This is a genomic window from Streptomyces pseudovenezuelae (assembly GCF_001513955.1).
Classification (GTDB): domain Bacteria; phylum Actinomycetota; class Actinomycetes; order Streptomycetales; family Streptomycetaceae; genus Streptomyces; species Streptomyces pseudovenezuelae.
Map to the genome: position 1 here is coordinate 614,724 of NZ_KQ948147.1, position 12,441 is coordinate 627,164.

Annotated in this window: 10 protein-coding genes; 4 read left to right on the forward strand and 6 right to left on the reverse strand. The window is 73.5% G+C overall.

The genetic code is table 11. The features are described 5' to 3' along the window. The first annotated feature begins 134 nt into the window (after positions 1 to 134). Positions 135 to 2,507, forward strand: a complete 2,373-nt coding sequence (locus tag AQI94_RS19055) for a hypothetical protein (RefSeq protein ID WP_391269156.1) — start codon at positions 135 to 137, stop codon at positions 2,505 to 2,507. Here AQI94_RS19055 and AQI94_RS19060 read toward each other — a convergent pair. From AQI94_RS19060 to AQI94_RS19075, 4 genes are all read right to left on the reverse strand, one after another. Further along, complete coding sequence (locus AQI94_RS19060) at positions 2,477 to 4,912, reverse strand: right-handed parallel beta-helix repeat-containing protein (protein WP_031049589.1); 2,436 nt, start codon at positions 4,910 to 4,912, stop codon at positions 2,477 to 2,479. The genes AQI94_RS19055 and AQI94_RS19060 overlap by 31 nt on opposite strands. A gap of 111 nt (positions 4,913 to 5,023) precedes the next feature. Beyond that, complete coding sequence (locus AQI94_RS19065) at positions 5,024 to 5,629, reverse strand: Rv1733c family protein (protein WP_031049591.1); 606 nt, start codon at positions 5,627 to 5,629, stop codon at positions 5,024 to 5,026. 223 nt (positions 5,630 to 5,852) lie between these two features. Continuing rightward, a complete protein-coding gene (locus tag AQI94_RS19070; RefSeq protein WP_031049593.1) occupies positions 5,853 to 6,680 on the reverse strand; it encodes an MOSC domain-containing protein in 828 nt (275 codons plus the stop codon). Between the two features lie 41 nt (positions 6,681 to 6,721). Next, on the reverse strand, positions 6,722 to 7,162 hold the full coding sequence (locus AQI94_RS19075) for a DUF6643 family protein (RefSeq protein ID WP_031049594.1): 441 nt from the start codon (positions 7,160 to 7,162) through the stop codon (positions 6,722 to 6,724). A gap of 297 nt (positions 7,163 to 7,459) precedes the next feature. Between AQI94_RS19075 and AQI94_RS19080 the strand changes: the two genes are divergently transcribed. Further along, a complete protein-coding gene (locus AQI94_RS19080) occupies positions 7,460 to 8,665 on the forward strand; it encodes a TerD family protein (protein ID WP_031049596.1) in 1,206 nt (401 codons plus the stop codon). 4 nt (positions 8,666 to 8,669) lie between these two features. Here the strand turns inward: AQI94_RS19080 and AQI94_RS19085 are convergent, their stop codons facing one another. Next, on the reverse strand, positions 8,670 to 9,866 hold the full coding sequence (locus AQI94_RS19085; RefSeq protein ID WP_031049599.1) for a glycosyltransferase: 1,197 nt from the start codon (positions 9,864 to 9,866) through the stop codon (positions 8,670 to 8,672). A 39-nt stretch (positions 9,867 to 9,905) separates the two neighbouring features. Between AQI94_RS19085 and AQI94_RS19090 the strand changes: the two genes are divergently transcribed. Next, positions 9,906 to 10,694: a glutamate racemase gene (locus tag AQI94_RS19090; protein ID WP_062229833.1), complete on the forward strand. Its 789-nt coding sequence runs from the start codon at positions 9,906 to 9,908 to the stop codon at positions 10,692 to 10,694. A 90-nt stretch (positions 10,695 to 10,784) separates the two neighbouring features. Then, positions 10,785 to 11,333, forward strand: coding sequence for a hypothetical protein (locus AQI94_RS19095; protein WP_031052628.1), 549 nt, complete (start codon positions 10,785 to 10,787; stop codon positions 11,331 to 11,333). A 15-nt stretch (positions 11,334 to 11,348) separates the two neighbouring features. On the opposite strand, the gene AQI94_RS19100 is transcribed toward AQI94_RS19095, so the two are convergent. Then, complete coding sequence (locus AQI94_RS19100; protein ID WP_031052627.1) at positions 11,349 to 12,320, reverse strand: O-antigen ligase family protein; 972 nt, start codon at positions 12,318 to 12,320, stop codon at positions 11,349 to 11,351. Between the last annotated feature and the right edge of the window lie 121 nt (positions 12,321 to 12,441).

Genomic DNA, 12,441 nt, shown 5'->3' on the forward strand with positions numbered 1-12,441 from the left:
CGCCACCGACCGCCCCGTCGCGCCCGCGTCACGGGGGTGACCGTGGGTCCCGGCCGTCACCCGGATCGGGGAGATTCCGTGACGAGTGGTGCGCACAACGCGATGAGCGGCGATCCTTGTGCCCGCACGGACAGATGCCGACGGCGCGTCACGGGGGAAGTGCGAGATCAGTGGAACCTGTCACGACCATGGGCGCGGACGGCTCGGCCGCCCGGCCCGAGGAATCCGGAACCGCCCTGGAACTCCTGGTCCACGGAGTGGGCGGCACCACGCCGGAGAAGATGCTCGACGATCCGCGCACGGTGCGGATCACCGGCGACGACATCGCGGCCGTCTTCCGGCGCGCCGACGACGTCGACGCCGAGAAGAGACCACGCGACGGCCGCACCGGCCCGGTGCCCGAGGCGTACGTGTGGTGCAACCTCACCTCCGGCAACGGCACCCGCGCCCTGTGGCTGCTGTTGCTGCCGTTCATGGTGGTCAACCTCGCCCACTGGATGCGCCCCGCCGCGCGCGACCGCAGAAGGACCGTGCGCCTCTACGGCCTGCTGGTGCGGCTCGCGAGCCTGACCCTGACCGTTCTGCTGGTCGCCGCCGCCTGCGAGGTCGCCCTGGACCTCGCGGCCTGGCAGTGCGCGGGCACGCGCGCGTGTGCCGAGGCGCACTCCTGGCTGGGCTTCCTGTCGCCCGACGTGTCGGACGGCGGCTGGTGGAGCAGGCCGGGCCGCCGCCTCGCGCTGGCGGCCGTGGTCCCGGCCGCGCTGACCGGTCTGCTCTGGTACCTGTCCCACCGCACCTGGAGCGCCTACGAGTCCCAACAGCCCATGGCGCGCGGCGGTGAGCCGGAGGAGGACAGCGGCCGCACCGCGCTCGGCCGTCCCGGCTTCTGGTACGGCCGCCGCCTGGTCGCCCGCCTGCGGGCCGCGCACACCGCGGCGGGCCTGCTGACGATCGCCGCGGCGGTCTGCTCCACGGCCGCCCGCTTCGACCGCGAACCGGGCGGCCCCGCCCTCCTCGACACCCTCGGCCGGCTCCTGGAGGCCGGACTCGTCGCGGGCGGGATCTCCGTCGTCTGGGTGGTGTGCCGCCGCGGCCGCAGCGAGCGGTACCTCGACCGGCAGCTCGACGAGCATCTCGTACGGCGCCTGCCGCTCGCCGCGCTGGTCCTGCTCGCCCTCGCCGCGGTGTACGCCGGGTGGGAGCGGCCGGGCTGGCAGTCGCACGGCCGGCTGTCGGGGGACGCCACCTTCGGCGGGATCGCCTTCGTGCAGGGCCTGCTGGTCGTCGCCCTGGCCGTGGTCGCCCACCTCCTGTACCGCACGCATCCCGACCCGCGCGCCGCGATGCGCGGCCTGGCCGGTCCCGCCGTGGCGACACTGGCCTGCGCCCTGGGCGGCGTGATGTCCGGCGGCGTCTCGCAGCGCGTGGCGGACTGGCTGGACGGCACCGGCGCCAGCATCCTCGGGCCGCCGGTCCTGCTGACCTGGCAGGCTTCCGTGATCCCGCTGGTCCTTCTCGTGCTGCTGGGGCACTGCGCCTGGCTCGGCCGGCGCACCTGGCGCTCCGGCCGGGCCCAACAGGGCGCCGTCGAGAGCGAGTACCCCGCGGAGCCCAAGGACGCGGAACGCACCCGCCGCATCGCCCGCACCCGCGCGATGGCGGCGCTGACGGACCGGGGACCCCGCCTGCTCGGGGTGACGTCGGCCAGCACCCTGCTGCTGGGAGCCGGAGCCCTCGTCGGCGCACTGACCTCCCGCAAGACCCCGGCAAAGGCCGCCGAGGGGGCCTACGTCTTCGTCCAGGGCGCCGCCGACACCGCGCAGGCACTCGGCTCCTGGCTGATCGGCCTCGGCTTCATCCTGTTCGTCACCTGGGGCCGCCGCGCCTACAAGGACCCCTCCGCGCGCCGGACCATCGGCATCCTCTGGGACGTGGGCACCTTCTGGCCGCGCGCCGCCCACCCCTTCGCCCCGCCCTGCTACGCCGAGCGCGCCGTACCGGACCTGACCTGGCGGGTCGCGACCTGGATCCGCGCCACACGCGGCCGCCTGGTCATCTCCGGACACTCCCAGGGCAGTGTGCTGGCGGCCGCCGCGGCCTGGCAGCTTGAGCCGTCGGTCCGGGGGCGGGTCGCCCTGCTCACCTACGGCTCCCCGCTGGAGCGCCTCTACGGCCGCTGGTTCCCCGCTCACTTCGGTCCGGCCGCGCTCACCGCCCTGCACCACGACGTGGACTGCTGGCGCAACCTCTACCGGCTCACCGACCCCATAGGCGGCCCGGTCCGGCTGCCCGGCGACTGCGGCCCAGAGGTGGACCGGGAGCCCCTGAAGGACCCGCTCGCCTACGGCCGCACCGCTGTGCACCCGCTGCCCTCGGCGATCCTCGGACACTCCGACTACCAGGCCGACCCGGTCTTCGCCGAGGAGCGGGCGAGACTACTGGGCCGGCTCCAGCCGGACCTGCCGGGTCCGCGGGCTCAGGACGGCTCGGGCAGATCCTCGGCGTAGAGCAGGGTCAGGTCGTCCTTGGTCGGGTCGTCCACGTGGGCGACCCGACTCGCGTGCCGCTCCACCATCGCCTCGAAGGTCTGGCGCGCGGTACGGCCGTTGCCGAAGGCGGGACCCTTGGGCAGCACGGTGAAGTACTTGCGCAGGGCCTCCGCGGCGCCCGGCGCCAGCCGGTACTCGTGCTCCTCGGCCTGCTGCTCCACGATGCTGAGGAGTTCGTCGGGGTTGTAGTCGCTGAAGGTGATGGTCCGTGAGAAGCGGGAGGCCACGCCCGGGTTGACCGACAGGAACCGCTCCATCTCGGCGGTGTAGCCCGCGACGATCACCACGACCGCGTCCCGGTGGTCCTCCATCAGCTTCACCAGCGTGTCGATGGCCTCCTTGCCGAAGTCCCGGCCCGAGTCCTCCGGCGACAGCGCGTACGCCTCGTCGATGAACAGCACTCCGCCGCGCGCCCTGTCGAAGGCCTCCTGGGTGCGGATCGCGGTGGAACCGATGTGCTCGCCGACCAGGTCGACACGGGACACCTCGACGAGATGACCCTTCTCCAGGACGCCGAGGGAGGCGAGGATCTCGCCGTAGAGCCGGGCGACCGTCGTCTTGCCGGTTCCGGGGGAGCCGGTGAAGACCAGGTGGCGCTTGACGGAGGCTGCCTTGAGGCCCGCCTGCTGGCGTCGCCGGCCCACCTCGATCATGTCGGTGAGCGCCCGCACCTCGCGCTTGACGCTGTCCAGGCCCACCAGGGCGTCGAGTTCACCGAGGACGGCCTTCGAGGTACGCGAGGGCTTCTCCGGCTCGGCGGGGGCGATCAGCGGGTCCTGCTCGGTGACCCGCTGTCCGGGGATCGTCCCCAGCAGCCCGGGGGAGCGGGACTCCGTCTGCACGACCGTCTCCCTGGCCGCGGGCGGGGTCGGGCCCCCGCTCTCGTCGCTGGTGCAGTCCTCGACGACGGGGCCCGCTCCGGCGGCCGCGTCCGGGGCGTCCGCGAACTCGTAGCCCCCGCGCGCGCAGCGCTCCGTGCGGCACTTCCTGAGCGTCGCACGGCAGCCGTCTATGACATGGAAGCCGTACCCGCCGCTGCCCGTCACCCGGCAGTTCAGGAAGCTGCCGCGGCCGCCCGCCGACACGTAGAAGCCCGCCTCGGCCGGGGAGTCGACCGTGCAGCGCTCGATCGTCGGGTCGGCGCCCTTGGTGACGATCACGCCGGTCTGGGTGCCGTCCACGGTGCAACTGTTGAGGGTGCCGCCGCTGCCGTGGTCACGGAACCATGCGCCGGTCGCCGCGTCCCGGATCCGGCAGTCGTCGAGCTGCGCGGTGGCGCCGTCGCTCACGGACACGGCCGTGTTGCGGACCTGGGAGATGTCGGTGTCGACGACGTCCGCGCGCGAGCCGCGGTCCAGCACGAACAGGGCGTCCGGCACGTCGTGCACCCGGCACGAGTCGAGCACCGCGGTGGCGCCGTCGCTGACCCACACGGCCGGATAGTCGCCCGTGCTGTCGAAGATCTCGCACTGGTTGGCGTCCACGCGGGTGCCCGGGTCCCACACCGACAGGCCGTTGCGGCCGAACTGACGGACCGTGGTGCGGGTCAGGGTGAGCACCGAGCGGGAGCGCAGGTCGACCGCGTTCTCCGGGATGTCGTGGATACGGCAGTCGGCCAGGGTCAGTACCGCGTCGGTGTCGAGTGTGACGCCGTCGGCGGTGGTGCGGTGCACATCGCAGTCGGTGAGGTGGGCGGTGGCCCGGCCGGTGATCTGGATCCCGCTGCCGCGGACCTCGTAGACCTCGCAACCCACGGCCTCCAGCGCGGAGTTCTCGCCGGTCGCGGCCAGGCCCGCGCCCGAGGTGTGGTGGACGCGGCAGCGCTCCAGGCGGGGGTGGGCCCCGCCGCGCACCGCGACGCCGGACTGGCCGGCCGCCACGATCTCGCACTCCTCGAACACCCCGCCCGCGCCGTCCAGTACGGCGATGCCGATGCCGGCCGGGTTGTCGACGGTGCAGCGGCGCACGGTCGGGCGGGCACCCCCGCGGACCTCTATGCCGGCCGCGGACCGCGTGACGATCCGGATGTCGGTGAGCTCCGGGGTGCCCTCCTCGACGAGCAGGGCGGGCGCGGCCGCGTCCTGGCCCTCCACGTGCAGGTCCTGCACCACGGCAGAGGCGCGGACGGTCAACGGCACCCCGTCCAGGGGCGCGATCCGCACGGAACCGGGCGACCCCTCGGGGCCGCGCAGGGTCACCGCCCGCTGCACGACGAGGTTCTCCCGGTAGGTGCCGGGCGCGACCGTGAGGACGTCCCCGTCCGCCGCGGCCTCCAGGGCTGCGGTGAGCGACGCGTACTCACCCGTGCGGCGGCGCCACCGCGATGTACCGGTGTACGTCACCTGGACCGTGCCCTGTGCCATGGCGTTGCTGTGCCCCCACCTCGTAGTACGCGGGTTTGTGCTGCCGAGGAACCTCGGCCGGTCCACCGTAGCGTGCGCGCGGACGGTGGGTTGACCAGAGCGGTGAGGCCGTCAGCTGCCGGTGCCGGTCCGGCCCCAGTCCGGGCCCGCGCGGTCCCAGGCCTGGTCCCAACGGGCGTACCGGCGACGGACCATGCGCCAGACGGCGAACCGCCTGCCGCCTTCTATCAGGGCCGCGGTCAGCAGGGCCGCCCCGGCGCCCGCGAGAACGGCATGGGTGGTGGCGGTCGCGGAGTCCAGCGGCCGGGCCGCGATCCGCCCGTGGAGGTCCGTCCACAGGTCGAAGTGGTCGCCGCGGTGCGGGGTCTGGAGACCGGCCATGACCGCGCCGTGGCGCGAGGTGCCGTCCGGCGCGGTCCAGTCGGCCACCACCCGGGTGCGCGGACTGCGGCCCGAGGTGGCCTCGGGGTCGACGTCCAGCGGCGAGCGGTCCAGCTTGCGGATGACGGTCGCCGTCACCAGCCGCCGGGAATCCTGCTGTTCACGGACCGAGCGCTGGAGCGCGTCCTGGGCCGCATGCCCGGTGAAGGAGCCGATCACCGGTCCGATGACCAGGATCAGCAGCAGGGCCAGGAGGGCGAGCCAGGCCTCGGCCAGGTCCGTCCCACGGCGCAGCGGGTTGCGCCGCCAACGCCACAGTCCACTGATCGCTCGCACCGTCCGCACCCCCTTCCCGCTCCGTGATAACCCCGCACGGAGTCGTTCACGCGCGGGACCGGCCGAAGAGAGAGCGAAATCACCTGCGGCCGGGTCCTCTCATGAACTCCTCATGAAAGCCCCAACGTGCGGGCCCCCGGGCGGTGTTCCCGTCGGCGCGAGCCGGGTGGATCTTTGGCGGAACTTTGTCCACCGGCAGCTGCCTCGCCCCTCCGGCCGCCCCCTATTCGAGGATCGTGACCGGGTCGCCGACCCGGATCGTGCCGCGGGAGCGGGGCACGAGATTCTGTCCGAAGACGAGCTGGCCGCCGAACCGGCGGTGCCTGCCCAGGCTGTGCAAAGGCTCCTTGCCGCGGACGGCGCGGTCCTGGTCCGTGGTGGTCACCACACACCGCCCGCACATCTTGGCGACGCGGAAGGTGACGTCCCCGATGGCGATGAGCGACCAGTCGTCCTCGGCCCAGGCGTCGGTGCCGCCCACGACCACGTTCGGCCGGAAGCGGTTCATCGGCAGGGGGCCCTCGGCCGCGTGCCGGCCTTCGGAGATCAGGGAGTTGAGCGCGTCGAGGGAGGCCGCGGACGTGATCAGCAGCGGATATCCGTCGGCGAAGGTGACGGTCTCGCCCGGCAGCGCGTACTCGGGTTCGACCGGACGGCGGGTGGCGGGGTCGTCCATGTGGACCAGGCGGGTCCCGGCGCCCAAGTACGTGCTGCACCACTCGTGCGCGGCCGGGTCGGCGGCGGGCACCCCTTCGACCTTGTCCCCGAAGAGGTCCAGGGTGACGGTCTCGCCCGGCTCCGGGACCGGCACGGCCAGCGGGTCCGTCCCGGGCGCCGACAGCACGACACCGCCGCCGGGCAGCAGCTCGGCGGCGGCCTGCGCGAGGCGCGGGTGCTGTCGCTGGGTGACGACCTTTCCCCCGTCGTCGACCAGCGCCCAGCGCCGGTCTCCGGCCAGCCCCCAGGGCTCCACCTCGGCCTCCTGGAGTGCCAGACTCCGGAGGGCCTTGACCGGATGGATGTGGATCGACAGCAGTTGTGCATTCCCCATGGGGCCATCGTGCCAGGTGGCACCGACAGCCCGGGAGGGAATCAGTACCCGCGGTACTGCTGCTGGTTGTTGTACGGATCCTGGTAGGGAGCCGCCTGAGCGGGCCGGGGAGCCGCGGGGCGCATCGCCTCGTAGCCCGTGCCCATGCCGGGGCCGGCCGGACGCGGCTGCTGCTGCGGCCCGGGATAACCGCGAGGCGCGGCCGCCTGCTGCGGGATGTACGCACCCGGGGCCTGCTGCAGCGGCGAGGGCTGCTGCGCCTGCGGGTAGCCGTACGAGGAGTAGGAGGGACCCGCGGGAAGAGCGGGCAGCGCGGACGGCAGCGCGGGCAGGTGGCTTGCCGGGACGTCGTACGCGGCCGGGACCCGGATCGGGGCGATCTGCGGGGTGCCCCGCTCGGCCACGAGTGAGTCGTAGATCGGAGTGTCCGGGAAGGAGGCGGAGTAGTAGCCGCCGCCATAAGTGGAGCGGGGGGAGGTCATGGCACATAAGTTAAGCCCACGATGTGCTGGTTGGGGAGACCGATAAGAGGGTTGTTTTCCGTGTCGGCAGTGGCGCGGGATCCCCAATGCGAGCGAACTCGGCAAAAAAGGACGCCAATCCAGGTCCCATCCTTGTAAAGGCCGAGTTCCGAGCGGGTTACCGGCGGTTGGCCGGCGATCTTCCTGTGCGCGGGATGGGAGTTCGCCGCCCCGGGGGAATAGGTTGTGCGGGGGGAACTCCGGGGACCGCCTGGGCGCGTCCTGGCCTGCCGACACCTGATGGGGGCGGACATGTCAATGTCGAAAGGGTCGAACGCGCCGGTGCCCACGACGGCACTGCGCGTCGAATTGGGCTGGCGCTCCGGGCCGGGGGTCCCCGACGCGGATGCCTCGGCTCTGCTGCTCGTCGGCGGAAAGGTCCGTTCCGACGCCGACTTCGTCTTCTACAACCAGCCGCAGCACTCCTCCGGAGCCGTCCGCCACGAGGGCAAACGGACCGACGGCGGCCGGGTGACCGACACGCTGCTCGTCGATCTCGCGCGCGTGGAGCCCTCGGTGGAGACCGTCGTGCTCGCCGCTTCCGCGGACGGCGGGACCTTCGCCGGCATTCCGGATCTTTACATCGAGGTGCGCGATGCGGCGCAGGGAACCGTGGCGGCGCGGTTCGACAGTACGGGCGCGACCGTAGAAACCGCTTTCGTGCTCGGGGAGTTCTATCGCCGTCAGGGCGCCTGGAAATTCCGTGCCGTCGGACAGGGCTACGACAGCGGACTGGAAGGTCTGGCAACGGACTTCGGCATCACCGTGGACGAGCCCCAGCAGGCGCCACCGGTGGCACCACCACCCACCCCCGCCGCGCCACCGGTCCGCCTTTCCAAAGTCACGCTGGCCAAGGCCGCTCCCTCCGTCTCCCTCGCCAAACAGGGCGGCACCTCGGGCGCGATGCGCGTGAACCTCAACTGGCAGGTGCGCAAACAGTTCTCGGGCTGGGGCAGCAAGCGCGGCCGCGCGGTGGCCATGCACGCCGACCTCGACCTCGACCTGTGCGCCCTGTACGAGCTCGCCGACGGCCGCAAGGGGGTCGTCCAGGCGCTGGGCAACGCCTACGGAGCCCTGCACCAGCCGCCGTACATCCACCTCGACGGCGACGACCGCACCGGTGCCGTGGTGAGCGGCGAGAACCTCACCGTCAACCTCGACCACCAGCGGGACTTCCGGCGCATCCTCGTCTTCGTGACCATCTACGAGGGCGCGCGCTCCTTCGCCGACCTGCACGCCACGGTCACCCTCCAGCCGCAGTACGGCGCCCCGATCGACTTCTCCCTCGACGAGTGCACGGTGCCCTCGACGGTGTGCGCGCTGGCCCTGATCACCAACACCGGGGACGACCTGGTCGTCCAGCGCGAGGCCCGCTATCTGGTGCCCGACCGGGGGGTGAGCCCGCAGCGGACGGTGGACCAGGTCTACGGCTGGGGCATGAACTGGACACCGGGCCGCAAATGAGGCCTCACCGCTCCTCGCCGACGACGGCGTCCGGGCGCGCGTAGGTGCGGCCCTTCCAGGCCGCGCCGCGCCCCCGGTAGTGCTGCACCGCCGAGTCGACCGTCATCAGGAGATAGAGGAACGCGGTGAACGGCAGCAGGGGAGCGAGCCACAGCGGCTGCCGGTAGTAGCGCAGCATCGGGACGTACGTCCCGGTCATGACGAGCCACGCGAGAGCACCGGGCACCACGGTCGCCGCGCTCCCCGTCGCCAGGCCCGTGACGACGGCGACCGGCGGCACCAGGTAGACCAGCGCCAGCCCCAGGACCGTTCCGCACAGCACCAGGGGGTTGTGGCGCAGTTGGGCGTAGGCGCTGCGCGACACCATCCGCCACAGGTCGTGCAGCCGGGGATAGGGGCGCACGCTGTCCACCCGTTCGGCCAGGCCCAGCCAGATGTGGCCGCCGGCACCTTTCACGGCCCGCGCGAGGGCCACGTCGTCGATGACGGCGTGCCGGATGGCGTCCGGGATCCGCGCCCGCTCGGCGGTCTCGGCGCGCAGCAGGACACAGCCGCCCGCCGCGGCCGCGGTCCGCGCGCCCTTCCTGCCGATCCGGCGGAACGGATACAGCTGCGCGAAGAAGTAGACGAACGCCGGCACCACGAGCCGCTCCCACAGGCTCTCCACCCGCAGCCGGGCCATCTGCGAGACGACGTCGAAGCCCCCGGCGTGCGCGGCGGCGACCAGCCGCCGCAGACTGTCCGGCTCGTGGGCGATGTCGGCGTCCGTCAGCAGCAGGTACTCGGGACCACGCGCGCGTGCCAGGCCGATGCCGTGCCGCACGGCCCACAGCTTGCCCGTCCACCCCGGTGGCGGCTCACCCGGGGAGGACACGGTCAGCGGCAGCCCGCCGGACCGGCCCGCCAGGTCGCGTGCCAGCTCCCCGGTGCCGTCCGTGCTGCCGTCGTCGACGAGGAAGACCTCCGCCCGCCCCGGATAGTCCTGGGCCAGGAGCGAGGGCAGGCTCGCGGGCAGCACCTCGGCCTCGTCGCGGGCCGGCACCACCACGGCCACGAACGGCCAGATCCCCGGATCCCGCTCCGGCGGGAGTCTCACATCCGTGCGCCAGAAGAACCCCTGGCAGAGCAGCAGCCACAGCCAGGCGGCGAGTGATACGGCGGCGGTCCACGCGATGGCGCTCACGCGCGCAGTCTGCCCCACGGAACGGGCCCCCAAGGGCTCATCGTCTATCGTGGCCGGGTGAAGATCGCGCTCTTGGACTCCGGAATCGGTCTGCTGGCGGCCACCGCCGCGGTACGGCGACTGCGCCCCGACGCCGATCTCGTGCTCTCTCTCGACCCCGATGGCATGCCGTGGGGCCCCCGGACCCCGGACGACATCATCGGGCGCGCGCTCACTCTCGCCGAGGCCGCCGCCGCCCATGGCCCCGAGGCCCTGATCATCGGCTGCAACACCGCCACCGTGCACGCCCTGACCGCCCTGCGCGCCCGTCTGGAGCCGGAGCTGCCGGTCATCGGCACCGTGCCCGCGATCAAGCCCGCGGCGTCCGGCGGCGGCCCCTTCGCCATCTGGGCGACGCCCGCCACCACCGGCAGCCCCTACCAGCGCGGACTTCTCCGGGAGTTCGCCGACGGGGTGCCGGCCACCGAGGTGCCCTGCCACGGCCTCGCCGAGGCGGTGGAGCACGCCGACGAGGCCGCCATCGACGCCGCCGTCGCCGCGGCCGCCGCCCTGACGCCGGAGGACGTGACGACCGTCGTCCTGGGCTGCACCCACTACGAACTGGTCGCCGAGCGCATCCGGGCCGCTGTGCAGCGCCCCGGCCGCCCGCCGCTCGTCCTGCACGGCTCCGCCGGAGCGGTCGCCGCCCAGGCCCTGCGCCGGATCGGCGAGCAGCCCGCGCCCGAGGCCGCGGCCACCGGCACCCTCACCGTGCTGCTGAGCGGACGCGAGGGCGCCGCCCTGCCCGCTCCCGCCCTCGCCTACGCGGAGGGCCGGCTCCTTCGGGCGGCCACCCCCGCCCGCTGACCGCCGCGGACGGCCGGAAAACCCCTGCCCGGACCAGTCACGCTGCGCGACGAGGTACCCGCACGGCGAAACCTGAGTAACCTCATAGGCATGAGGGACCACCCCCACGGCGAGCACTCCTCGCACCACACCGATGTCTGGACCGGCCGCGCCTCCAACCGGATCCAGTGGCTGCTGGCGCTCGGGGGCGCCGCGATCGTGGCGCTCGGCGTCGAGCTGGCGGTCGACTCGGCGTGGACCTCCGGCGTCGCCCCGCTGGTCATGTCCGTGGTCGGCTGCATCGCGGCCGGACTGCTGGTCCTCTTCCTCACGCTCGCCTTCGTCCATGTCGCCCTCAAGGTCGACATGGACTCCCTGGAGGTGCGCTGCGGCCACATCGGTGTGCCGCGCCGCCGCATCCCGCTGGCCCATGTCGCGGGAGCCGAGTTCGTCCCGCACGTCACCCCGCGTCAGTGGGGCGGCTGGGGCTATCGCTGGCGCCCCGAGAAGGGCACCGCCGTCGTCGTACGCCGTGGCGAGGGCGTGGTCCTCCAGCTGTGGGACGGCCACACCTTCACGGTCACCGTGGACGACGCGGAGGCCGCCGTACGCATCATCCGTGACCGGCTGCGGCCCGGGGCCGCGGGTCCGCGGCGCTGAGACCGGGCCGACCGGTCACGTCCGGACCGGTTCGTCGGCGAGCGGGTGGGCCGTCGCCAGGCCCGCCAGGAGACCGACGCCCACCGACACCATGGTGAAGCTCAGCGCGTTGCCGACCGCGGCGATCGCCGCCAGCGCCGTCAGGGCCGCGCCCGCGGTGAGGACGACCGGAGTGGGGCGGGGCGAGCGCCACAGGGCGTACAGCAGCCAGCAGAAGGCCGCGGCCAGCAGCAGCACTCCGATCACCCCCTGCTCGGCGGCCATCTGAAGCGGTGCCGAGTGCGGTCTGCCGTCGGGCAGCAGGGACTGGGCCGCCGTCGTGCTGAGCTCCCCGAAGCGGCCCGGACCCACACCGAGGGCGGTGTCCTCCCGGGCCAGGTGGAGGGCGTCGTGCCACAGGTCGATCCGGTGCGGTGTGAGCCGGCCGCGCAGCGACTCGGTGAGCCCGTCCGGGACCGCGTTCCCGGCGACCGCCCAGGTCAGGCCGGTCGCCGCGGTCGCGGCGAGGGCGAGAACGGCGATACCGGGGCCGCGGTGGCGCGTCCGGCCCGCGGCGAGCGAGTACAGCAGCACCGCGGCACAGGTGAACAGCCCGGACACCGAGTCCAGGACGGCCGCGAGCACCGCGATGCCGGCGGCCAGCAGCCGCAGCAGAACGCGCAGCGGGGGAGAGGCGGTGGCCCAGGCGGCGCAGCACGCGGCCCCGGTGGCGAGCGTCAGCAGGGCGGCGGTGGCGCCCGCGTGACCCAGGGGACCGACGATCTCCGGCCCCGGTGTGAGACGGGGGAGCCCGGCTGCCAGGCACACTCCGGTCAGCGCGGCGGCGCACGGAGCGGCGACCGGCAGAAGCGCCCCCGAGATCCGGCCGGCCGCGTATCCCGCGGCGACGGCCAGCAGGGCGAGCAGCACGCCCTCCGGACGGCCGTCGTGCGCGGCCGCGGTGATCAGCGACCAGGCCGCACAGGCGCCGAGCACCAGCACACCCACTACGTCAGAAACGTTTCGTCTGTCGCCGTCCTCCTCGGAACCGGCCACAGACGTGATCCCCGTGGAACCCACCCCGCCCCCCGACACCCCGGTCCCCCGACCTGTGGCCCCCGCCGCCCGG

Excerpts from the sequence above, each read along its gene's own strand:
- AQI94_RS19055 (WP_391269156.1), top strand. The coding sequence starts at position 135 with ATGCCGACGGCGCGTCACGGGGGAAGTGCGAGATCAGTGGAACCTGTC.
- AQI94_RS19060 (WP_031049589.1), bottom strand. The coding sequence starts at position 4,912 with ATGGCACAGGGCACGGTCCAGGTGACGTACACCGGTACATCGCGGTGG.
- AQI94_RS19070 (WP_031049593.1), bottom strand. The coding sequence starts at position 6,680 with ATGGGGAATGCACAACTGCTGTCGATCCACATCCATCCGGTCAAGGCC.
- AQI94_RS19075 (WP_031049594.1), bottom strand. The coding sequence starts at position 7,162 with ATGACCTCCCCCCGCTCCACTTATGGCGGCGGCTACTACTCCGCCTCC.
- AQI94_RS19080 (WP_031049596.1), top strand. The coding sequence starts at position 7,460 with ATGTCGAAAGGGTCGAACGCGCCGGTGCCCACGACGGCACTGCGCGTC.
- AQI94_RS19095 (WP_031052628.1), top strand. The coding sequence starts at position 10,785 with ATGAGGGACCACCCCCACGGCGAGCACTCCTCGCACCACACCGATGTC.